Raw genomic sequence first — 20,278 nt, 5'->3', positions numbered from 1 at the left:
CACTCACCTCGCTGTCCCCGGTGATCGGCAGGACCGGCCCTAAGCCGGAATCAGGGCGTCCGCCACCTGATTGCGGCCGGCGCCCTTTGCCGCGTAGAGAGCCTGGTCGGCGGCCAGGACCAGCTCGTCGGTGTCGGCGCTGCCGGACACGTCGGCGCGGCCTGACGCGGCCAGGCCGACCGAGATCGTGACCTGGTGGAGACGGTCGTCACCGATGGCGATGGGGGCAATGGCGATGCCGCGGCGGACGCGTTCGGCGACTTCACGTGCGGCCGCCGGGGTGGCGCCCGGGAGGAGCACGGCGAATTCCTCGCCGCCGTAGCGGGCCACCAGGTCGCCGGGGCGGACCAGCCCGCCGAGGCGGTGGGCGATCTCCACGAGGACGCGGTCCCCGGCCTGGTGGCCGTAGGTGTCGTTGACCGACTTGAAATGGTCGATGTCCAGAAGCAGCATGCTCAGTTCGGTGCCGGCCCGGGCGGCACGCGCCGATTCGGCGTGCAGGGCCTGCTCGAAGAAGCGGCGGCTGCGCAGCCCGGTGAGGTCGTCGGTGATCGCGGCGTGCCGCTGGGCGCTGACGAGTCCGGCCATCCGGCCGAGGACGAGCAGGAAGAGCAGGTTGCAGACCAGGCCCGCGACCAGCACGTGCGGGTCGACGCCGCGCAGGTACTGCGCGACCATCACGGTCGGGGCGAGCACGGCGGCGATGGCCAGGACGGCCAGCCGGCTAGGCGAGGCGTCCGGGGTGGCCACCGGCGAGGGTGTGACCAGCTGCCGCGCGTCCGGGTGCAGCACCGCGGCCGCCATCACGAACGAAGCCGCCATCCAGACGCCGTCGACCAGGTTCCCGCCGGCGTACGAACCGTTGATCACGGTGATGCTGTAAAAGATGTCGGCGAACAGCTTGAGAGCGAGATGGACGCCGATCATGCGCAGCGGTGCGCTGCGGGCTCCGGCGCCGAGCATGAGCCGGGCGCCGACGACGGTCAGCATGATGTCGCCGACCGGGTACGACACGGACACGAGCCGGGCCAGGTTGCTGCCGTTCACCTGCATGGTCGGCGCGATCACGAAGGCGAAGATGATGTAGCTGGCGCTGACCGCCACGATCGCCGCGTCGATCGCGCTGGCCGCGTCCCAGCCCGGGGTGCGGCGTCGCACCATCAGCAGGAGAGCCGTCGCCGCCAGCGGATACACCGCGACATAGGCGATGTCGGCGATGCTGGGGTATGCCACCTCACCGTCGACCAGCGCCATGAAATAGAAGACGACGTCGGCGAACAGCAGCGAGGCGCCGGACGCGGCGAGCACGAGCATCATCGGCCGCAGCGAAGGGTGCCGCCGTGCCGTGACCAGGCAGGCCGCCACCATCGTGCCGCTCGCCGACCAGATCAGGACGGCACCGGCCGCGGGGCCGACCCGGACGACCCAGAAGTACGAGGCGACGATGACGGCGGCCGCGATCAGGACGACATGCCACGCTCGTATGCGACGGGTGGGTTCAGTGGTCACCCGGCAACGATCGCCCCTCGCGGGTGCGGGAACGGGCGGGCTCGGGTGCGATCCGGTTGCAGACCGGCCTGGTTAATCACCGCTTGCGGGGGAACGCCGCGCCCCGCTCGTCCGCGGTCAGCGCCCGCGCCCGGAACGTCGTCGTCCCGGACCCCTGCAGCTCACCGCTCGCGTCCCGCAGTGCCCCGTACGCGGCCCAGGCGAGCGCACCGCCGGTGGAGACCCGGCGCACGCCGAGCTTCGCCAGCTCCGGGACGGGCGGCGCGCCCGGCACGGCGAGCACGTTCACCGGGGCTCCCAAGGACACGACGCGCGCGATGTCGTCCGGCGCGGTCAGGCCGGGCGCGTACACCACCTCGGCGCCGGCCTCCCGGTAGGCGCGTAATCGCGCAACGGTGTCGTCCAGGTCGTCGTGGTCGTAGATGTGGTTCTCGGCGCGGGCCGTGAGCACGATCCCGTGCCGGGCGCAGGCCTCGGCCGCGGCGGCGACCCGCTCGGCGCCCACCGAGATCGGCTCGATCGCGCCGCTCGCCGGGTCGTAGTCCTCGATCGAGATGCCCGCCGCGCCCGCGTCGGCCAGCAGGTCCACCGTCTCGCCGATGCCGCCGGCGGTGTCCGCGAAGCAGCGCTCGGCGTCGACGTTCAGCGGGATCCCGACCGCCGCGGTGATCGCCGCGACGTGCGCCACGAGCTCGTCGCGGGTGACGTGCTGGTCGGCCTTGCCGATGCTCGCGGCGAAGCCGGACGACGTGGTGGCGAGGGCTGGGAACCCGAGCGTCTCGAGCACCCGTGCCGAGCCGACGTCCCAGGGGTTGGGCAACAGGAAAGTGCCATCTTCGTGTAGCGCGCGGAAGCTGTCGCGTAAGGCCGTAGACATAGACGAACGCTATCGGACTTCTCGCTTACGGAAGCACCACTCGTCCGGCGCGGGCCTCGTCGGCGGCCACCAGGGAGCCGCGCCGGACCGCCCGGTACAGCAGCACCATCCCGACGATCTGCGCCAGGTGATAGGCCGACGTGGGGTCAAGCCCGACATATCCGATGATGTCGGCCGGAAGCGCCTTCATGATCGCCGCGCCACCGCTGGCCAGCACGGCGATCAGCACGGCCCGGGCCAGCGGGTGGTCCTGCAGCAGCGCTCGCCCCCACAGGCCCAGGATGCAGAGCATGGTGATGCTCTCGCACAGCAGCAGCGAGGTCACGCCGGCGTGGCCGCTGACCGCCGCGCCCAGGTAGGCGACCAGCCCGATCGAGCGCAGCAGCCAGAACACCCGCCCCCGGCCCGGGCCCAGCACTTCCCGCACGGTCGCGGCGAGAAGGTACGACACGGCGACCACGACGAGCACGCTGATGATGGCCCAGCTGATCTCGGCCGGGCGAGGCCACCGCACGAACACGGCGTGATGGACGGCACCCGCGGCCGCCGCGATCCCGGCCCACCAGAACGGCGCCAGCCAGTAACGCGGGACCGCCGGCGAACGCCGCAACTGCCAGGCCAGGGTGAGCACCACGAGGCCCAGCGCGAGGTCGGTGAGTGATTGAGCCGGTTGCGCAAGCACCATCGCACCGTACGCCTCCGAACAGTCCCGCTCCCACCGACTAGCTGAGCCTGACCGGGGTGGGCAAGCGCTATCGGCGGCTGCGGCTGGCCCGTTACGAGGAGCCCTTGTGAGCCATCCCGCCGAACTCGTCGACCTCGTCGCTGTCCAGGTCGACGGCGCCGGGACGCCAGCGAGAGCAGGAAACCACGCCGGGTTCGAGCAGCTCCCAGCCGTCGAAGAACCGGATGATCTCGGCCGGCGGGCGCAGCGTGATCGTCGGCTTGCCGAACTGGTTGTAGTGCGCCACGGCCTCGTCGCTGGCGGCGCCGAGAACCGCGTTGGTGGCGTGGTTGATCACCAGATAACTGCCCGGCGCCAGGCGATCCTTCAACCGATCGACGATCTCGTACGCCGCCGCGGTGTCCGGCACGTGGTGCAGCACGCCCATCAGCACCAGCGCGACCGGCTGCCGGAAGTCCAGCGTGCGGGCGGCGTCGCGCAGGATGGTGTCCGGGTCGGCCAGGTCGGCGTGCAGGTAGTCGGTGACGCCGGCCGGGTCGCTGGTCAGTAGCGCCTGCGCCTGCTCGAGCACCAGCGGGTCGTTGTCGACGTAGACGATCCGCGACTCGGGAGCGACCCGCTGGGCGACCTGATGGGTGTTGTCCGCGGTCGGCAGGCCGGTGCCGACGTCGAGGAACTGGCGGACACCGAGGTCGCCGGCCAGGTGTGCGACAGCGCGGCCGAGAAAGGCCCGGTCGGCCCGCGCCTGGTCGACGATGTTCGGCAGCATGCGCATCACCTGGTCGCCGACCTGGCGATCGACGGCGAAGTTGTCGGTGCCGCCTAAGAAGTAGTTCCACACCCGGGCCGAGTGCGGGGTCGTCTCGTCCAGCTTGGACAAATGTGCTTCCATGCCGTCTAGTGTGGAGCAACTAGCGCCTCGGAGAGGTCCCACAGCCGGCGTGCGTTGCCGGGGTCGAGGGCGTAATCGGCGACGCCCCGGCGGACGCCCGGGGTGAACGGCTCGGCCTCCTGGCAGTCCTCGAAATACTTTCCGGTGACGCCCTCCATCAGCGGTGACGCGGCCAGCAGGATCGAGGTCGCGGAGCCCTGAGCGATGTTCTTCTCGGACACCCCGGTCACCCCGGACGGATCGAACGACTGCGGCGGCGCCTCGACGTACCGGCTCAAGTTGGTGCCCCAGATCCGGCCCGGGTTCAGCGCGTTCACCGCGATGCCGTCGGCCGCCCACCGCCGCGCGGCCTCCACGGCGAACAGGATGGTCGCGGTCTTCGACTGCGAATACGCCAGCCAGGGGTCGTACGGGTCGCGGGTGAAGTCGGGGTCGTCGAAGCGGACCGGACCGTTGACGTGCCCGACCGAGCTGAGCACCACGACACGGGCGTCCCCGGCGGCCTTCAGCGCGTCGTGCAGCCCGGTCGCGAGGGCGAAATGGCCCAGGTGGTTGGTGGCGAACTGCAGCTCGCGGCCCTCGGGTGTGCGCTGTTCCGGGGTGGCCATCACGCCGGCGTTGTTGACCAGGATGTGCAGCGGTCCCACCCAGTTCTTCACGAAGTCGGCGACCGAGCCTAAGTCGGCGAGATCGAGCCGGGCGGCGTGCACGCTGCTGCCGGCGATCTCCCTGGCTGTGGCGCGTGCCGCGTCCAGCCCGCGGGCCGCGACGGTGACGTCGGCCCCCGCCGAGGCCAGCACGCGTGCGGTCTCCCGCCCGAGCCCGGCCGCCCCGCCGGTGACGATCGCGCGCCGGCCGGTCAGGTCGACGCCCGCGATCACGTCGTCGCCGGTCGAGCGCGCGTCGAAGGGTGTGGTGATGCGCTTGGTCATGATCGTTCCTCTCGGCAGAATCGGAGCCGCGTCCGGTTACGCGTCAACGGTAACCGGAGTCGGGTCCGCTTGCCCAGAGTGTGGCGCGGCACACCGCGCCCGCCGCGCTCTCCCGCTCCTAGGTTGGTCACGTCGGCCTAAATCTCATTAAGGGGGGATCCGCTCATGCCGGACGTTCCGATTTCCATCCTCGATCTGGCGTGGCACCCGCCGGAGACCTCCGCCGAGGAGAGCTTGCGGGACACCGTCGAAATGGCGCGGGCCGCCGAGCGCAGCGGCTACCACCGGGTCTGGTACGCCGAGCACCACAACGTGGCGACCGTGGCGTCGTCGGCCACCAGCGTGGTGATCGGGCACGTCGCCGCGAACACGTCGACTATCCGGGTCGGGTCGGGCGGGATCCTGCTCCCGAACCACGCGCCCCTGGTGATCGCGGAGCAGTTCGGCACGCTGGCCGCGCTGTATCCCGGCCGCATCGACCTCGGCATCGGCCGCGCGGTAGGCGGCAACGACGCCACCCGGGCGGCGTTGCGGCGCACCGAGGCGGCCGGCGAGTCCTTTCCGCGTGACATCGAGGAACTCCGCGGCTACCTGACCGGCCACAGCCTGGTGCCCGGCGTCCAGGCGGTGCCGCGCGCCGCGCAGCCACCGTCGATCTACCTTCTCGGTTCCTCACTCTTCGGTGCTCAGCTCGCGGCTCGTCTCGGTTTGCCGTACGCCTTCGCGGCGCACTTCGCCCCGGCACCGATGCACGACGCCCTGACCACGTACCGGGAAGGCTTCCGTCCGTCCGATCAACTTGCCGAGCCGTACGCGATCGTGAGCGTCAACGTCTTCGCGGCCGACGACACCGGCGCCGCGCAGGGCCAGCGGACCGTCGGCTACCGCGCCCGTGCCCGCGACCTGCTGGCGCTGGACGGTCGCGGACCCTTCACCGACGCCGAGATCGACGCGCTGCTGACCGCACCGGAAGGCGCCGCGCTGGCCGGGATGAACCACTACACCGCCGTCGGCACCGCGGCCGAGGTGCGCGACTATCTGCGCGATTTCGCCGCCACCACCCGGGCCGACGAGCTCATGCTGCTGCACTCCGCGCTGGACGCCGCCGATCGGTTGCGCTCGGTGCGGCTGACCGGCGCGGAAATGGTCGTGCGTTCATCGCCGTGAATTAAATCTCTATATCTGAATCAATTGAATCGATCGGCGCCGTCCCCGTCGCTCCTCAGTAGACCGCGGCAGCCAGTGCCCGAGCTGCCGCCCGGTCCGAGAGAGGAACCAACCAGTATGGACAGCAACGTGCAGCGACGCAGCGTGCTCGCCGCCATGGCCGGCGGCGCGGCCGGCATCGTGGCCGGCGCGGCCCCCGCGACCGCGGCGCCCGCCGATACCGCCCCCACCACCAAGGAACGACTCAAGGGTTACACCGTGCCGCTCAGCCCGCGTGGCGTGGCCAACCTGGCCGGCAAGCCGCCGTGGAACTACGTCGGCGACGCGGTCGGTGCCGAGTTCTGGACCAGCGCCGACGCGGCCGCCGCGTCCCTGCCCACCGGGCTCGACCCGGACCCGACGAGCAACGGGCACGGCTACGCGGTCTTCATCGACTGGCAGTTCGCCGCGACCCCGGACGACTACCTGGACCCGCCGTTCAGCTTGTACTCCGAGTTCCTCATCCTGATGGACGCGCAGTGGCAGGGCACCCCGGTGGCGTGGTGCCCGTTCATCTGGGTGGACAACGACGCATCCCTGGCCCGCGGCTGGGTGCAGGGCTTCCCCAAGAAGATCGGCTCGATCCGCCAGACGCGTGCCTACAACATCGACAGCCTCGCCGCGCCGGTCCTCGGCAAGGGCGGCAAGTTCGCCGCGATGATGTCGGCGGGCGGCCGTCGTCTCGCCGAGACCTCGGTGACGCTGGACCACACGGCCGACCGGTTACCGGCGCTCACCCGGCCGATCGTCAACCTGCGCCACTTCCCGCAGCTGGCCGCCGACAAGCAGGACACGCCAGCGGTGCACGAGCTGACCATGTCGGTGCTGGACAACCTGAAGTTCGCCAACACCTGGGTCGGCACCGGTGACCTGCGGTTCCTGCCCGCGCCGCGGGAGGAGCTGGCGGACCTGCAGCCGCGCAAGGTCGGCGTCGGCTTCCGCGGCACCCTCTCCTACAGCGTGCACGACCTCCGGACTCTCTGACCCCCACGGTGCCGGGGCCCGCTTGCGGGCCCCGGTTTCCCCCTTTGAGGAGCCCAGCCTGTAGGGCATGCTGAGCCGATGGCGTTATCGCACGAGGTTACGGTCGCCCAGCGGCGTCCCGAACTCGACGCGATCCGGCTTTTTGTGGTGCTGGGACTGGTGTTCTTCCACGCCGCCCTGGTCTTCGACACGCGCGACGACTACTACGTCAAGAACCCGCACACCACCGAGGCGGTCACCTACCTCGCCGGGCTTGGCGTGGTGTGGGCGATGCCCGCGCTGTTCCTGATCGCCGGCCTCGGAACGTGGCATTCGACGCGCCGGCGCGGGGTCCGCGGCTTCCTCGGCGAACGCCTGCTGCGGCTCGGTGTCCCGCTGGTGTTCGCGACGCTGACCATCATCCCGGTGCCGCAGTGGTTGCAGTTGAAGGCGGCCGACCCGGCGTACGACGACTCGTATCCGCGTTTCCTGCTGCACTTCTTCGACGTGCACCTCAGCGTTTCCGACTTTCCGTTCATCGTGCAGGGGGATCTCTTCGAGACCGGGCACCTGTGGTTCGTGGTGCTGCTGCTGGCGTTTTCGGTGATGCTCGCGCCGCTGGTGGCCTGGTTACCCGGCGAGCGTGCGGCGCGGGTCCGCGACGCGGCCGCCCGGGCGGTGCGGCGGCGCGGTGTCCTCCTGGTCCTGCCGGCGGTCCCGCTCGCCGTGGTCGGCGCGCTCCTGGGCATGGAGGAGGATTACGCCGGTTGGAGCCGATGGGCGTACCTGCTGTTCTTCCTCTACGGGTTCGTGCTCGCCGCCGATGACCGCTTCCGCGCGGCGATGCGCCGGGATGCCAAGGTGGCGGCCGTCATCGGCGTCCTGCTGTTCGGCGCCGCCGGGATCGGGCTGGGCACCGCCGGCGGGGATCCGTTCACCGACATGACCGCGCACGCGGTGCTTACCCGCGCCATTTTCGGGGCGGCCGGCTGGTTCTGGTTGGTGGCGATCCTAGGACTGCTCGACCGTCCATCCGGGGAATCGGCATCGCGGGGCAACGGAGGTTATTTGGCCGCCGCCGCGCTCCCGATTTACATCCTGCACCAGCCGATCCTGGTCACGGTTGCCTATTTCGTGGTGCGGTGGCATCTGCCGATGCTGGTCGGATATCTCACCATCGTGGTCTTCTCGTTCGTGATCATCTTCGCCGTCTACGACCTTTGCGTCCGGCGTACCCGGGTGACGCGATTCCTCTTCGGCATGCGCCGACCGTAGTTCTCGCTGCTTATACCCCGTCCGACCGCCGCCGTCCGGTGGCGTTGTAGACACGTATGCGTACGCATGGACTCACTCGCTGTCGGGTAGCAAGCCTTTCCGCAAGAGGAAAAGTCCATAGCTTGGAGGTGTGTGGTGACGAGTGCAACAACGTCGTCGCACGGGAATGTGTTGGCCGTTCTGGATGCCCGGGCGCCGACGTCCTTTTACTGGTCGTTAACGCTGCTGGCCACCATCGGTGGTTTCCTTTTCGGTTTCGACACCTCCAATATCGGCTCCGCACTCGACTTCGTGCCCTATCACCTGAGTGGCTTCGCGCTCGGTTATCTGGTGGCGGGCGCATCGCTGGGAGCGGCCGCCGGAGCCCTGCTCGCCGGCCCGCTGACCGACCGGTTCGGGCGCAAGTCCCTGATGATCGCGGACGCCGCGATCTACGCCATCGGCGCGATCCTTTCGGCGGTCACGCCGGACGCCACCGTCCTGCTGATCTCCCGCACGCTGATCGGCCTGGCCATCGGCGCGGACTCGGCGATTGCGACCGCCTACATCGCCGAGTACGCACCTCGGCAGCGGCGCGGCGCACTGGCCATGCTGCAGCAGTGGATGATCACCGTCGGCATTCTGCTGGCGTACGTCATCGCCATCATCATTCTCAAGCTGATGCCGGGGCACACCGGTGAGCTGGACTGGCGGCTCATCCTCGGAATCGGCGCGCTGCCCGCCCTGATCGGCGTGGTGCTGCGGGCCCGGATGCCGGAATCGCCGCGCTGGCTGCTGCGCAAGAACCGCTACGAGGACGTCCGGACCGCGATGGGCAAGCTCGGCATCGAGGTCAGCATGGACGACGTCCAGCGCACCGCCCACGCACTGCACGAGGCCGACGCCAACGCGAGCCGCAGCGGACGACGGGTATGGACCGCCGGTGTCCGGCGGGCTTTGTTCGTGGTCTGCGTATTCTTCGCGTTCCAGCAGCTCACCGGCATCAACGTGCCGCTCTACTACGGACCGCACCTGCTCGGCCCGCTGTTCCAGGGCGGTGACACCTCACAGGTCGCCGCGACCACCGCGGGCGTCGAGGTGACCGCCATCATGACGGTGGTCAACGTCGCCGCGACGTACGTGGCCTTCCGCTACATCGACCGCATCGGCCGGCGCCCGCTGGCGATCGGCGGGTACCTCGGCATGATGGTGTTCGCGTTGGTGGCCGCCGCCGGGCTGACGTTCTTCACCGGCAACGCCCGCATCGTCGTCATCATGATCGGCCTGTGCGCGTTCATCGGCAGCTTCGCCATCGGTGTGGGTGGCACCGGCTGGCTCATCCAGGGCGAGGCGTTCCCGACCCAGGTCCGCGGGCAGGCGGCCTCCATCGGCGCCACCGTCGACTGGCTGGCGAACTTCCTGGTCATCGAGCTCTTCCCGGTGGCGCAGTCGGGGGTCGGCCTCGGCTGGGTCCTGGTCGGGTTCGCGGTACTGGCCGTGTTCGCGCTGGCCTTCGTGGTGAAGTTCCTGCCCGAGACCAAGGGCCATTCGGTCGAGGAGATCACCGAGATCTTCGAACGGCAAGCCCAGCGGATACCGGTGGGCGCCACCACCTGACCGTCCTTCTCAAACGCCCGACCTGCGCGAACGTGGGTCGGGCGTTTGCGTGTCCAAGCCGCTGACCAGCAACGCGATGCCGAAGTCGAACGCCCGCGGGCCGAGCGGGTCCTGCCGGTCCAGAGTGTGCTTGTCGGCGACGGCGCCGAGGGTGTCCGCCTGCAGGCGCTGCTGCCAGTGAAAGGCGTGGCCGACGATGAAATGCACCAGGGTCTCGGCGGCGAGGCCGGTGGTCTCCGGCTCGAACCCGCCGACCGCGATCGCGCCGGCCAGCCGATGCTGCAACTCTTCCGCGCCGAGGCCGAGCGCCAGCGTGCTGGAGACCACCTCGGCGCCGTCCTTGTAGGCCAGCAGCGCGTCGTGCAGCGCCGCCGCCTCGGCCCGCACCCGGTCGCGCCAATCCCCGGCCGTGGTGACCGGGCGCGCGCCCGCGATGATCCGGTCGGACACCGCCGCCAGCAATGACTGTTTGTTCGGGAAGTGCCAGTAGAGCGCACTGGGCTGAACGTCGAGTGTGGTGGCCAGGTGACGCATGGTGAGGTCGGGCAGGCCCTGCTGATCCAGGATCCGCAGGGCCGCGCTGACGACATCCTCGCGGCTGTTGCGTACGTAACCGGCGCTTTCCGATCTAGGCACGCCGTAACTATAGTGAACGCCGTTCAGGAGAACAGCGTTCAGGTGAACGCCGTTCAGGAGCCTCGAGGGGGCACTGGGTGGACCGACCTCGCAGTTTCGAGATGCGGGATGTCACGCGGATCGTGGTGTTCGCCGCGATCCTGGCCGTGCTCGGGATTCCGGGCGCGATATCGGTGTTCGGTGGTGCCGTGCCGATCACGGCGCAGACGCTCGGTGTGATGCTGGCCGGCGCGGTCCTGGGCGCCTGGCGCGGCGCGTCCGCCATCGTCATCTTTCTCATCCTCACGCTGGCCGGCCTGCCGTTACTCTCCGGCGGCCGGGGCGGCGCGGGCGTGTTCGCCGGCCCGTCCGCGGGCTTCCTGATCGGATGGATTTTCGGCGCCTTTGTGGTGGGTGCGATCGCCCGCTTCGGCAACCGGCCGCCGACCTGGTGGCGGACCGCAGTCGGCGGGGTGGTCGGCGGCATGCTCGTGGTCTACGCCATCGGCATCCCGGTGCAGGCGCTGGTCACCCACAACTCGCTCGGCAAGACCGCGCTCTCCAGCGCCGTGTTCCTGCCCGGCGACCTGGTCAAGGTGGTCATCACGGCGATCATCACGATGACCCTGTGGCGGGCCTACCCCCGAGCCTTCGGTACGCCGACCCGACTCACCCGCCGGCCGCCAGCCGAGGTGTCCCCGGACTCGGTTGCTTCGTGACCGCGCTCCTCATCTGCGGCGACACCGTGCTGGACCTGACCGACGGCGTCGCGGCCGACATCGACCTGCCCGGCCGGGTGGTCCCGATCCGCGAGCCGAACCGAGTGGACGCGCTTACCAAAGCCCTTTCGGTACGCCTGGCCGGCGGCGTTCCGGTGATCGGAGACGACCGCTGGGACGCCACCTACTGGGACGGCCTGCGCCGCCGCGTCGAGTCGGCAGACCCGGTGCCCGGGATGGCCTGGGGCACGTTCACCTCGGGCAGCACCGGCGCGCCCCGCATGATCGTGCGCACCGAGTCGTCGTGGTCCGCGTCGTTTCCCGCCGTCGCGAAGCTGACCGACCTCACCGCCGAGGACGTGCTCTACCTGCCGTCCCCGCTGGTCTCGTCGGTGACGATGTTCTCGATCGCGCACGCCCGCTCGATCGGCGCGACCGTCCTGCTGCCGCGCACGCACAGCGTCTCGGACGCCGACCTGGACCGCGCAACGGTGCTGCACGGCACCCCGTACGCCCTACGGGACTTCGTCGAGCGCGCCGAGGCGGGCGTGCCGCACCGGTTGCGGGTGGCACTCGTCGGCGGCGCCCGGCTCGACCCCGAGCTGCGGAGCCGGGCCGAGGCCGAAGGAATCCGGGTGATCGGCTACTACGGCGCCGCCGAGCTGTCGTTCGTCGCGGTGGACCCGGACGGGCAGGGCCTGCGCCCGTTCGAGGGTGTGGAGCTGCGCGTCGACGACGGTGTCCTCTGGGTCCGGTCGGAATACTTCGCCGGCGGATACCTCGGCGAGGGGCCGTTCGAGCGGGACGCCGACGGCTGGGGCACGGTCGGTGACCTGGTCGATGGCGACGGTCGCGGCCCGCTGCGACTGCGCGGCCGCCGCGACGGCGCCATCCTGACCGCCGCGGCCACCGTCGTCCCCGAGGATGTCGAGGCGGCGTTGCAGCGCATCGACGGGATCGCCGACGCCGTGGTGTTCGCGCTGCCGCATCCGCGTGCCGGGTCGCTGGTCGCCGCGGTCATCGAACCCGAGCCCGGCCACCGGCCGCCCGGCTCCCGCGAGCTGCGGGTGCGGGCGAACGCGCTGCTCACCGGCACGCACCGGCCGCGGCGCTGGTTCTGGACCGAACGCCTGCCGCGCACGACGACCGGTAAGCCGGCCCGGGAGCAGATCACCCGGGACGCGATCGAGGGCCGGGTGGCACGCATTGTCTGAGATACCCGTCGTGGTCGCGGCGCGGCGCACCCCGATCACGGTGAAAGGTGGCGCACTGGCCCGGCTCGGTGCCGCGGACCTCGCCGCCCCGGTCATCCAGGCCTGTGTGGACGACGCGGCGCGCGCGACCGGATCCACCGGCCCGGTGGGCGACGTCGTGCTCGGCAACTGCATGGGACCGGGTGGCAACATCGCCCGGGTGTCCGCGCTGGCCGCCGGGCTGGACGTCGCGGTGCCCGGCATGACGGTCGACCGGCAGTGCGGCAGTGGCTTGGCGGCCATCATGACGGCGGCCGAGGCGATCCGCGCGGGCGACGGCCGGCTGCGCGTGGCCGGGGGCGTGGAGAGCACGTCGACGGCGCCGACGCGTACGGCAAACGGGGTCTCCTATGCCCGGGCACCGTTCGCCCCGCCCGGACACCCCGACCCCGACATGGTTCGCGCCGCGCAGGACCTCGCCGTGCACGACCGCATCACCCGCGCACGTCAGGACGCGTATGCCGCGCGCAGCCATCGGCTCGCGGTGCGGACGCGGGCGATGGGCGGTTTCGCCGACGAGCTCGTACGCCTCGACGGCGCCCCGGCCGACGACGGCCCCCGCGAGCGCATCCCGAAGATGCTGAACCGCTTCCCGGCGCTGTTCCCGGACGCGGCCGACGGCGGCACCGTGACCGCGGGCAACTCCTGCCGCGACAGCGACGGCGCCGCGGCCGTGGCGATCGTCCCTGCCGGAGCGCGCGGCGACGCCCCCGGACTCGCCATCCTGGCCACCACGACCGTCGGCTGCGATCCGGCACTGCCCGGCCTCGGCGCGGTCGCCGCGGTGGAGAGCCTCGGCCTCGACCTCGCCGACGTCGCCGCCATCGAGATCGTGGAGGCCTTCGCCGCGCAGACCCTGGCCGGCCTCACCAGACTGGGCCTCGCCGGCGGCGCGGACGTCGACCCCCGGGTCTGCGCCGACGGCGGGGCCCTGGCCCTCGGTCACCCGTGGGCCGCGAGCGCCGCGGTCAGCGTGGTCCGGCTCTTCTCGCGGCTGGTGCGGTCCGGCGCTCCGGCCGGCACGCTCGGGCTGGCCACCGCGGCCGTCGGTGGCGGGCTGGGCGTGGCGGCGCTGTTCCAGGTCGTCCGATGAGCGAGCTGGTCTTCACCGACGTCACGGTCGAGTACCCCGGACGGGTAGCGCTACGGGACCTGTCGGTGCGTCTGGACGAGCGGCGCATCGCCGTCATCGGGTCCAACGGATCCGGCAAGTCGACCTTCGCCCGGACACTCAACGGCCTGGTCACGCCGACCACGGGCAGCATCCGGGTGCACGGCGTCGACCCGGTCCGGCAGGCCAAGGAGCTGCGGCGCCGCGTCGGGTTCGTGTTCAGCAACCCGGACGCGCAGATCATCATGCCGACGGTCGCCGAGGACGCCGCGTTCACGCTGCGCCGCCGCGGCCTGTCCCGCGACGAGATCCGGCAGCGGGTCACCGCGGTGCTCGACCGGATGGGCCTCGCCGACTACGCCGACTCGCCCGCGCACACGCTTTCCGGCGGGCAGAAGCAGCTGCTCGCGCTGTCCGCGGTGCTGATCGGGGAGCCCAGCCTGATCGTGGCCGACGAACCGACGGCGTACCTGGACGGGGTCAACAGCAGGCGGATCGCCGGCTTCCTCCTCGACCGGATGCCGCAGCAGCTGGTGCTGGTCACCCACGATCTGCGGCTCGCCGCCCGCTGCGATGTCGCGCTGCGTTTCGACGCGGGCCGCCTCGTCGACCAGGGCGAACCGAAAGCGGTGATCGACCGTTACGAGGCCGACGCATGATCTCCCTTTATCGGCCGGGGCGCAGCTGGCTGCACCGGCTGCCTGCGGGGCCGAAACTCCTCGTCGTCATGGTGCTCGCGCTCGCCATCTCACTGGCGCCGGCCAACCCGTGGGTGCTCGCCTCCGCCGTCGTGGTGGTCGCCGGGTGTTATTTGTCGGCCGGTATGGGCGTACGGGAAATCGGTCTTCAGGTTTATCGCCTGCGCTGGCTGATGCTCTTCATCCTGGCGGCGCAGATCTTCTTCCTGCCCGGGCTGACCGTGGCGGCCAACATCGTCCGGGTGGTCACCGTGATCCTGCTGGCCAACCTGGTCACCCTGACGACCCGCACCGAGGCGATCATCGACGCCATCGAGCGCACCCTGACACCGTTGCGGCGGATCGGCGTCAACCCGGGACGCGTCGCCCTGATGCTCTCCCTGACCATCACCACGATCCCGGTGATCGCCGGATTCGCCGCGCAGATCCGGGAGGCGCAACGGGCCCGAGGCGTACCGGTGGCGCCTCTGACCTTTGTGGTGCCGCTGCTCATCATGGCGCTCAAGCACGCCGACGACCTGGCCGACGCCCTGACGGCGCGCGGCATCGACTGACCCGAGAGAGCCATGCAGATCTACGGAAAGACCGTCGACGACCAGACCCGGTGCGTGCACTACGCGACGCCGGTGGACGTGATCGCCATCAAGTTCGCGTGCTGCGACCGCTATTACCCGTGCCACCTCTGCCACGCCGAGACGGCCGACCACCCGGCTTCACAGTGGCCGCTGGATCAGCGCGGCGAGAAGGCGATTCTGTGCGGCGTCTGCCAGAGCGAGCTGACCATCGACAATTACTTGGCGGTCGACAACTGCCCGCATTGCGGGGCGCTGTTCAACGAGCGCTGCCGCCTGCACAAGCACCTGTACTTCGAGGTTTGAACACGTGAGCGGTGACCGGCTTCTGCCGGCCACCGCTCGTTCGGTTCAGTCGATCAGGACGCCAGGCGCGCCGTTACCGGTCGCGAGCCCGCGCGCAGCAGGATCGTCGCCGCGGCGACGCCGAGCAGCAGGATCACTGCTCCGGTGATGATGTTGTTGAGGTTGATGCTGGTCGTGCTGCCGGACTGCTGAATGACCCATTGCGAGACGATCACCCAGGCGCCGACTACGGCGGTCGCCCAGCTGAGGCGGGCCATACGTAGTGGCATCAGGGTCAGGCCCAGTGCCACTACGGCGACCGCGATGCCCAGGATCAGGTTGCTGATCGTGACGTCCGGCGCGGACCCGTTGAAGTGGATCGTCCACGGAGAGATGGCAAGCCACAGCCCGGCCAGCAGGACGAGGCCGTCGGTGATGACGGCGGGACCGCTGGCGGAGGCACGCTCGTACCGTGCCTGCATCTCGACAAGGTCGGGATGGTCGGCCATGGTGGCGCCGTACCGTGACGTTTCGGCCATTACTCTCACCTCCAGTGAGAAGTGGTATGCGCTAAGTGTTTCTCCGTTCCTGGACGTTTCCTGCGTGTCAGGACATGTGACCCGTGTCCTATGCAAGCCGTCACACATCGGCCACGTTCAGCGAGGTCAGTCGTGGCAGGTAGAGGCGGGCGCCGGCCGTCGACGCCGCGGCGATAGCGGCGCGAATCACAGTTGGTGCGTCTGTGTCGTCACATGCCACGGCCAACTCGGCGGCCGCCCAGCGAGCCTCGTGACGGCCCAGTGCCGGGCCCGTCGACAGCGCATGTTCGACCAGTTCAGCGGCCTCGTCGAGGCGCTTCAGGCCGATGCAGGCGAGTGCCGCGCGGGCCGCCGCCCAGCAGGAGAAGAGATCGAGGTTGGCGCTGTGCTCGAGCGAGTGCCGGAACGCGGCCAGCGCGGCGGGCAGGTCGCCGCGGCATTGATGCGCGATGCCGACGGCCCGCCAGGCGGTGGCCGTCCAGCCCCGGTGGTTGATCCGCTGCGCGATCGCCAGGGCGCTGCGTCCGTCGGCCAGCGCCTCGTCCGAGCGGCCGAGCGCGGACCGGGCCTCCGAGCGATGCCACAGCGCGTACGTCTCGCCTTCCGGGTGGCCGAGCGTGCGGGCGACGTCCAGCGCGCGTTCGGTGTCGGCGAGCCCGGCGGCGGCCCGGCCGAGCAGGACGCGTCCGTGGCCGCAGGTCGATCGGGGGGTGACCGTGCGCATCAGGTCGCCCGAGCTCTCGAACAGATGCGCCGCACGATCGAGCTCGGCCACCCCGTCCTCGATGCTGCCGTGCAGGAACGCCGCCATCGCGCGCGCGTCCAGGATCCGGGCCGCGCCGCGGGAGTCGCCGGTTCGCGTGTAGATCGCCAGCGCCTCGGCGGCCCGGGCCTCGGCGCGAGCCGCGCGGTCCAGGTTCATGTCGATGACCGACGCGACCTCCAGTGCCGCGGCGCGCGCGTCGTCGTCCGCGCCCGCTTCGACCAGCGCAAGCTCGGCGATCTCGGCCGCCCGTCGCAGGTCGTCGGCGCCGGAGTCGAGGACCGCCAGCTCGGCCAGCACCCGGGCGCGGGCCGGCCCGGCCGGGAACCCGGTGAGTGCGGCCCGGAGATCGTCGCGGGCTGCCGGGATGTCGCCGCGCCGCCGACGGGCCTGCGCCCTCGTTTCAAACAGACCGGCCTGTACGCCTCCGGAAGCCCCGCCGGTGGCCAGCCCGGCCGCGGCCAGGTGCTCGGCTTCCGCGTCGGCCACCTGGTCGAGGGCGTGCGCCGCCGCTCGGGCGTACGCCTCGGCGGCCCGCACCGCTTCGCCCGCGCCGAGCCAGTGCCGAGCCTGCTCGGTGAGATCCCCGCGCTCTTCGCCGAGGACCGTTGCCAGCCGGGCATGCAGCCGCGCCCGCGTGCCGTCGCTCAGCTCGGCGACCACGACCTCGGCGACCATGTCGTGCACGGTTCGCCAGCCGCGGTCACCCAGGCGCACCAGGCCGGCCGCGGCGAGTTCGTCCAGCACCCCCAGCGTGTCCGGTAACGACAGATCCGCCGCCGCGGCCAGCGTCGGGACGGCGGCCTCGCGGCCCAGCAACGCCAACAGCCGCAGCACCGGACCGTCGTGCGTGGCCGCCCGGTTCGCGATGGCCCGGCGCTGCCCGGCCCGCCCGATCGCCCGCGCCCGCTCGGCAGCACGGTCCCCGGTCGCGTGCCAGCGCCCGCCGCGATCCGGCGACATGAGCCCCTCGGCGTGCAGCACGCGAAGAGCCTCGGCCACCGCCATCGGCGTACGGTCGGTCTCGCCGGCGACGGCCGCGACGGTGGCGGCGTCGTCGATGAGCTCGGCCAGCGCGGATTCGCCGAGCCCACCCAGCGTGATCGCGGGTTGCCCGGGCAGCCGCCGCAGCATCTCCGCGGTCACCGCCACCGACACCTCGTCGGGCCGGTAGGCGAGGATCACCCGCGGCCCGTCCACGCGGCAGGCGACCCCGCGCAACAACCGCACGCTGCTCGCATCGGCCCACTGCAGGTCGTCGACGATGACCACCCGTTTCGGCCCGGACGCCAGCAGCCGCCGGGCCGCCTCCAGAACCAGGGCGTTGCGCGTCTCCGGATCGAACGAATTGCTCGGCTGATCGAACTCGGGCAACAACTGGGCCACCGCGGCCCGCAGCCGTTCCGGAAGCGTCACCTGGTCCGCGTCGGCGAGCACCGCGCGCAACAGTGTCCGGCCCAGCGACCAGGGCTCGTCGCGATCCGCCCAATGCGCCGCCACGACGAGAGCCGGCACCGCCTCGGCGACCGCCTCGATCAGCCGCGACTTTCCGGTGCCGGACCGGCCCGCGATCTGCACCGCGCCGGCCGGCAGCCGGGCGATCACCTGCCGAACCACCTCGTCCCGCCCGACAAACCGGAGCATTTGGAACTCCGCCTCGACGGGCCTGCCGAGATTCCGCCGATCCGGAACGTCGGATCGCAACACGAATCGGTGCAGCTCCGCGGCCTGCGGCGACGGATCGATGCCCAGTTCCTCGGCGATCGCCCGGCGGTACCGGTCGAACTCGGCCAGCGCCGCCGCCCGATCACCCGCCGCGGCCAGCGCACGCACCAACGCCAGCGCCGCGGCCTCCCGCAGTGGTTCGGCGCCGGCCGCGGTGCTCGCGTATTCGACAGCCTCGACCAGATCACCGAGATCAACCGCCAGCGCCGCCGCCCGTTCCCAGGCGATCTGCCGGCTCTGCAAGACCCTTTCCCGGTACGCCCGTGCCCAGTCGGCATACGTGTCCTCGGCCAACGGCTCCGCCACCGTCGCCAGCGCGTCCCGATAGGCCGTGAACGCGGGCGCCCCTTGCGCTCGGCCGGCCCGGTCCACCGCGGCCAGGAACAGTTCCGTGTCGACCGTGCAGTCCGGCGGCCCGGCCAGGGCGTACCCGCCGGGTCCGGTGCGGATCAGCTCGGCCCGCCCCACCGCCCGGCGCGCCCGATTGACCAGGACCTGCAGGTTCGCGGACGGGTTCGCGGGCGGCCGCTCCGGCCACAACGCGGCGGCGAGCACGTCGTTGGGCACGAACTGGCATTGCCGCGTGGCGAGGACGCGGAGCAGTTGGCGCGCCTTGCGGCCGTGAAACGCCGATTCGTCGATCTCCACACCGTCGCGAAGGACCGCGAACCGGCCCATAAGCCGGATTTCGACGCGCGCCGCTAGATTCCCGCCAGATGCCTGCAAGGGCGCGCTCCTAGCGTCGGGTCCACGGAATCATCAACGACCGGGAGGGCATGATGTCCGAACAGACCACCCAGCATCTTACGTTCGAAAAGCCCGACGAGACCCGTACGTTCACCCACGGGAGACTCGAATTGGTGCGCGTCGGAACGTCGGACATCGGCCGGCTTGTCCTCGAGCCGGGGTGGCGTTGGTCCGACGACGTGAAGCCGATCGCCGGCACCGACCTCTGCGAGGCCCCGCACTTCCAGTACCACGTCTCCGGGGTCCTACGGATCTCGATGGCCGACGGGGACACGTTCGACGCCGGTCCGGGCGACGTGACGTCGCTGCCGTCCGGGCACGACGCGTGGGTCGTGGGCGACGAGCCGGTCGTGGTCGTGGACTGGTTCGGCGCGAGCGAATACGCCAAGGGCGCACCCCGATGACACCCCGGGAGCAGTACGCCAAGGCCGTCGCGATCTTCGACGCCGCCGTCCGCGCGATGCCGCCCGATCGCTACACCGCCGCGACGCCGTGCGCCGACTGGGACGCGCACGCGCTGGTCAACCATGTGGTCGGCGAGAACCGGTGGGCCGCCGAACTGACCGCCGGCCGGACCATCGCCGACGTCGGCGGCGCCCTCGACGGCGACCTGCTCGGCGCGGATCCGGTTGCCGCCTGGTCCGCCGCGCGCTCGGCCGCCGCCCGCGCGATCGACAACGCCCGTGACGACGACCTGGTGGCGTTGTCGGCCGGGCCCACGCCGCTCGACGAGTATCTGCGCCAGCTCGCCGCCGACCATCTCGTACACGCGTGGGATCTGGCCACCGCGGCGGGCACGAATCTGCGCCTGGATGACGACCTGGTGACGGCGGTCGCCACGTGGTTCGCCGGAATGGAGGAGATCTATCGGGCGTACGGGGTGGTGGGTCCGCGGCCGGTGATGAGTGACGCCGCCGAACCGCAGGCGCGGCTGCTGGCGATGTTCGGCCGATCCGAGACCCTGGCCGCGGTGGACCGGTTCGACACCGCGCTGGCCGGCAAGGATCCCGACGCGATCATGGCGAGCATGACCGCCGACTGCGTCTTCGAGTCGACCATGCCGCCGGACGGGGAACGGCACGTGGGCACCGACGCGGTCCGGGCGGCTTGGAATCTTTTCCTGGCCGCGCCCGGCGATCATCGCTTTACCACCGAGTCGCGCTTCGCGGCCGACGACCGGGTGATCGTGCAGTGGCGTTACGACTGGCCGGACGGTCACGTACGAGGTGTGGACCTGTTCCGCGTCCACGGTGGCCTGATCGCCGAGAAGCTTTCGTACGTCAAGGGGTAGCCGCGACGGGGTGGCCCGTCAGCGC

General features: G+C 71.0%; 20 protein-coding genes. 12 read left to right on the top strand and 8 right to left on the bottom strand.

Features of this window, described 5'->3' with window-relative positions; genetic code table 11:
- Positions 1–39 precede the first annotated feature (39 nt).
- The 5 genes from HH310_RS45450 to HH310_RS22320 form a co-directional block, all read right to left on the bottom strand.
- Positions 40–1,509 (bottom strand): diguanylate cyclase, encoded by a 1,470-nt coding sequence (locus HH310_RS45450; protein ID WP_169177554.1) that lies wholly within the window; start codon positions 1,507–1,509, stop codon positions 40–42.
- A gap of 76 nt (positions 1,510–1,585) precedes the next feature.
- On the bottom strand, positions 1,586–2,386 hold the full coding sequence (locus HH310_RS22335) for an isocitrate lyase/phosphoenolpyruvate mutase family protein (protein ID WP_169177553.1): 801 nt from the start codon (positions 2,384–2,386) through the stop codon (positions 1,586–1,588).
- Between the two features lie 25 nt (positions 2,387–2,411).
- On the bottom strand, positions 2,412–3,071 hold the full coding sequence (locus HH310_RS22330; RefSeq protein WP_169177552.1) for a DUF6962 family protein: 660 nt from the start codon (positions 3,069–3,071) through the stop codon (positions 2,412–2,414).
- Between the two features lie 91 nt (positions 3,072–3,162).
- The gene (locus HH310_RS22325; protein ID WP_169177551.1) at positions 3,163–3,963 is read right to left on the bottom strand and encodes an SAM-dependent methyltransferase; all 801 of its coding nucleotides are present in this window, start codon (positions 3,961–3,963) and stop codon (positions 3,163–3,165) included.
- 5 nt (positions 3,964–3,968) lie between these two features.
- Positions 3,969–4,895 carry an SDR family NAD(P)-dependent oxidoreductase gene (locus HH310_RS22320; RefSeq protein WP_169177550.1) on the bottom strand — a complete coding sequence of 309 codons (927 nt, stop codon included), beginning with the start codon at positions 4,893–4,895 and terminating at the stop codon, positions 3,969–3,971.
- A 165-nt stretch (positions 4,896–5,060) separates the two neighbouring features.
- Here HH310_RS22320 and HH310_RS22315 point away from each other — a divergent pair, with 165 nt between their 5' ends.
- From HH310_RS22315 to HH310_RS22300, 4 genes are all read left to right on the top strand, one after another.
- Positions 5,061–6,062: an LLM class flavin-dependent oxidoreductase gene (locus tag HH310_RS22315; protein ID WP_169177549.1), complete on the top strand. Its 1,002-nt coding sequence runs from the start codon at positions 5,061–5,063 to the stop codon at positions 6,060–6,062.
- A 117-nt stretch (positions 6,063–6,179) separates the two neighbouring features.
- On the top strand, positions 6,180–7,085 hold the full coding sequence (locus HH310_RS22310; RefSeq protein ID WP_211192471.1) for an acetoacetate decarboxylase family protein: 906 nt from the start codon (positions 6,180–6,182) through the stop codon (positions 7,083–7,085).
- A gap of 78 nt (positions 7,086–7,163) precedes the next feature.
- Positions 7,164–8,339 carry an acyltransferase family protein gene (locus HH310_RS22305; protein ID WP_169177548.1) on the top strand — a complete coding sequence of 392 codons (1,176 nt, stop codon included), beginning with the start codon at positions 7,164–7,166 and terminating at the stop codon, positions 8,337–8,339.
- 135 nt (positions 8,340–8,474) lie between these two features.
- On the top strand, positions 8,475–9,935 hold the full coding sequence (locus tag HH310_RS22300; RefSeq protein ID WP_169177547.1) for a sugar porter family MFS transporter: 1,461 nt from the start codon (positions 8,475–8,477) through the stop codon (positions 9,933–9,935).
- A gap of 9 nt (positions 9,936–9,944) precedes the next feature.
- Here HH310_RS22300 and HH310_RS22295 read toward each other — a convergent pair whose 3' ends face one another.
- Positions 9,945–10,571, bottom strand: a complete 627-nt coding sequence (locus HH310_RS22295) for a TetR family transcriptional regulator (RefSeq protein ID WP_169177546.1) — start codon at positions 10,569–10,571, stop codon at positions 9,945–9,947.
- Between the two features lie 101 nt (positions 10,572–10,672).
- On the opposite strand from HH310_RS22295, the gene HH310_RS22290 reads away from it, so the two are divergent.
- Genes HH310_RS22290 through HH310_RS22270 form a run of 6 tightly spaced genes read left to right on the top strand, consistent with a single transcriptional unit; the run spans position 10,673 to position 15,209 of the window.
- Positions 10,673–11,269 carry a biotin transporter BioY gene (locus HH310_RS22290; RefSeq protein ID WP_169177545.1) on the top strand — a complete coding sequence of 199 codons (597 nt, stop codon included), beginning with the start codon at positions 10,673–10,675 and terminating at the stop codon, positions 11,267–11,269.
- On the top strand, positions 11,266–12,483 hold the full coding sequence (locus HH310_RS43255; RefSeq protein WP_211192470.1) for an AMP-binding protein: 1,218 nt from the start codon (positions 11,266–11,268) through the stop codon (positions 12,481–12,483). The genes HH310_RS22290 and HH310_RS43255 overlap by 4 nt, the downstream gene beginning before the upstream one ends.
- Positions 12,476–13,615 carry a thiolase family protein gene (locus HH310_RS22285; RefSeq protein WP_211192469.1) on the top strand — a complete coding sequence of 380 codons (1,140 nt, stop codon included), beginning with the start codon at positions 12,476–12,478 and terminating at the stop codon, positions 13,613–13,615. Before HH310_RS43255 ends, HH310_RS22285 begins: the two co-directional genes overlap by 8 nt.
- Positions 13,612–14,292 carry an energy-coupling factor ABC transporter ATP-binding protein gene (locus HH310_RS22280; RefSeq protein WP_169177543.1) on the top strand — a complete coding sequence of 227 codons (681 nt, stop codon included), beginning with the start codon at positions 13,612–13,614 and terminating at the stop codon, positions 14,290–14,292. Before HH310_RS22285 ends, HH310_RS22280 begins: the two co-directional genes overlap by 4 nt.
- Positions 14,289–14,885, top strand: coding sequence for an energy-coupling factor transporter transmembrane protein EcfT (locus tag HH310_RS22275; RefSeq protein WP_169177542.1), 597 nt, complete (start codon positions 14,289–14,291; stop codon positions 14,883–14,885). Before HH310_RS22280 ends, HH310_RS22275 begins: the two co-directional genes overlap by 4 nt.
- Positions 14,886–14,897: 12 nt before the next feature.
- On the top strand, positions 14,898–15,209 hold the full coding sequence (locus tag HH310_RS22270) for a CHY zinc finger protein (protein WP_169177541.1): 312 nt from the start codon (positions 14,898–14,900) through the stop codon (positions 15,207–15,209).
- 53 nt (positions 15,210–15,262) lie between these two features.
- Here the strand turns inward: HH310_RS22270 and HH310_RS22265 are convergent, their stop codons facing one another.
- Entirely contained in the window at positions 15,263–15,727 is a 465-nt protein-coding gene (locus tag HH310_RS22265) for an SPW repeat protein (RefSeq protein WP_211192468.1), read from the bottom strand.
- 100 nt (positions 15,728–15,827) lie between these two features.
- Positions 15,828–18,893 carry a BTAD domain-containing putative transcriptional regulator gene (locus HH310_RS22260; protein ID WP_169177540.1) on the bottom strand — a complete coding sequence of 1,022 codons (3,066 nt, stop codon included), beginning with the start codon at positions 18,891–18,893 and terminating at the stop codon, positions 15,828–15,830.
- A gap of 101 nt (positions 18,894–18,994) precedes the next feature.
- Here HH310_RS22260 and HH310_RS22255 point away from each other — a divergent pair, with 101 nt between their 5' ends.
- Positions 18,995–19,366 (top strand): cupin domain-containing protein, encoded by a 372-nt coding sequence (locus HH310_RS22255; protein WP_211192467.1) that lies wholly within the window; start codon positions 18,995–18,997, stop codon positions 19,364–19,366.
- On the top strand, positions 19,363–20,253 hold the full coding sequence (locus tag HH310_RS22250; RefSeq protein ID WP_169177538.1) for a TIGR03086 family metal-binding protein: 891 nt from the start codon (positions 19,363–19,365) through the stop codon (positions 20,251–20,253). Before HH310_RS22255 ends, HH310_RS22250 begins: the two co-directional genes overlap by 4 nt.
- Positions 20,254–20,278: the final 25 nt, after the last annotated feature.

Source organism: Actinoplanes sp. TBRC 11911 (genome assembly GCF_012933445.1).
Lineage (GTDB): Bacteria > Actinomycetota > Actinomycetes > Mycobacteriales > Micromonosporaceae > Actinoplanes.
Note: the sequence above shows the minus strand (reverse complement) of the source record. Positions and strands in the feature narration are given on the sequence as shown.

Bases quoted from the DNA above. Each gene is read 5' to 3' on its own strand.
- HH310_RS22325 (WP_169177551.1), bottom strand. From the start codon at position 3,963: ATGGAAGCACATTTGTCCAAGCTGGACGAGACGACCCCGCACTCGGCC.
- HH310_RS22280 (WP_169177543.1), top strand. From the start codon at position 13,612: ATGAGCGAGCTGGTCTTCACCGACGTCACGGTCGAGTACCCCGGACGG.
- HH310_RS22330 (WP_169177552.1), bottom strand. From the start codon at position 3,071: ATGGTGCTTGCGCAACCGGCTCAATCACTCACCGACCTCGCGCTGGGC.
- HH310_RS22320 (WP_169177550.1), bottom strand. From the start codon at position 4,895: ATGACCAAGCGCATCACCACACCCTTCGACGCGCGCTCGACCGGCGAC.
- HH310_RS22315 (WP_169177549.1), top strand. From the start codon at position 5,061: ATGCCGGACGTTCCGATTTCCATCCTCGATCTGGCGTGGCACCCGCCG.
- HH310_RS22265 (WP_211192468.1), bottom strand. From the start codon at position 15,727: ATGGCCGAAACGTCACGGTACGGCGCCACCATGGCCGACCATCCCGAC.
- HH310_RS22310 (WP_211192471.1), top strand. From the start codon at position 6,180: ATGGACAGCAACGTGCAGCGACGCAGCGTGCTCGCCGCCATGGCCGGC.
- HH310_RS22255 (WP_211192467.1), top strand. From the start codon at position 18,995: ATGTCCGAACAGACCACCCAGCATCTTACGTTCGAAAAGCCCGACGAG.
- HH310_RS22260 (WP_169177540.1), bottom strand. From the start codon at position 18,893: ATGGGCCGGTTCGCGGTCCTTCGCGACGGTGTGGAGATCGACGAATCG.
- HH310_RS22270 (WP_169177541.1), top strand. From the start codon at position 14,898: ATGCAGATCTACGGAAAGACCGTCGACGACCAGACCCGGTGCGTGCAC.
- HH310_RS22335 (WP_169177553.1), bottom strand. From the start codon at position 2,386: ATGTCTACGGCCTTACGCGACAGCTTCCGCGCGCTACACGAAGATGGC.
- HH310_RS22290 (WP_169177545.1), top strand. From the start codon at position 10,673: ATGCGGGATGTCACGCGGATCGTGGTGTTCGCCGCGATCCTGGCCGTG.
- HH310_RS22250 (WP_169177538.1), top strand. From the start codon at position 19,363: ATGACACCCCGGGAGCAGTACGCCAAGGCCGTCGCGATCTTCGACGCC.
- HH310_RS22305 (WP_169177548.1), top strand. From the start codon at position 7,164: ATGGCGTTATCGCACGAGGTTACGGTCGCCCAGCGGCGTCCCGAACTC.
- HH310_RS22275 (WP_169177542.1), top strand. From the start codon at position 14,289: ATGATCTCCCTTTATCGGCCGGGGCGCAGCTGGCTGCACCGGCTGCCT.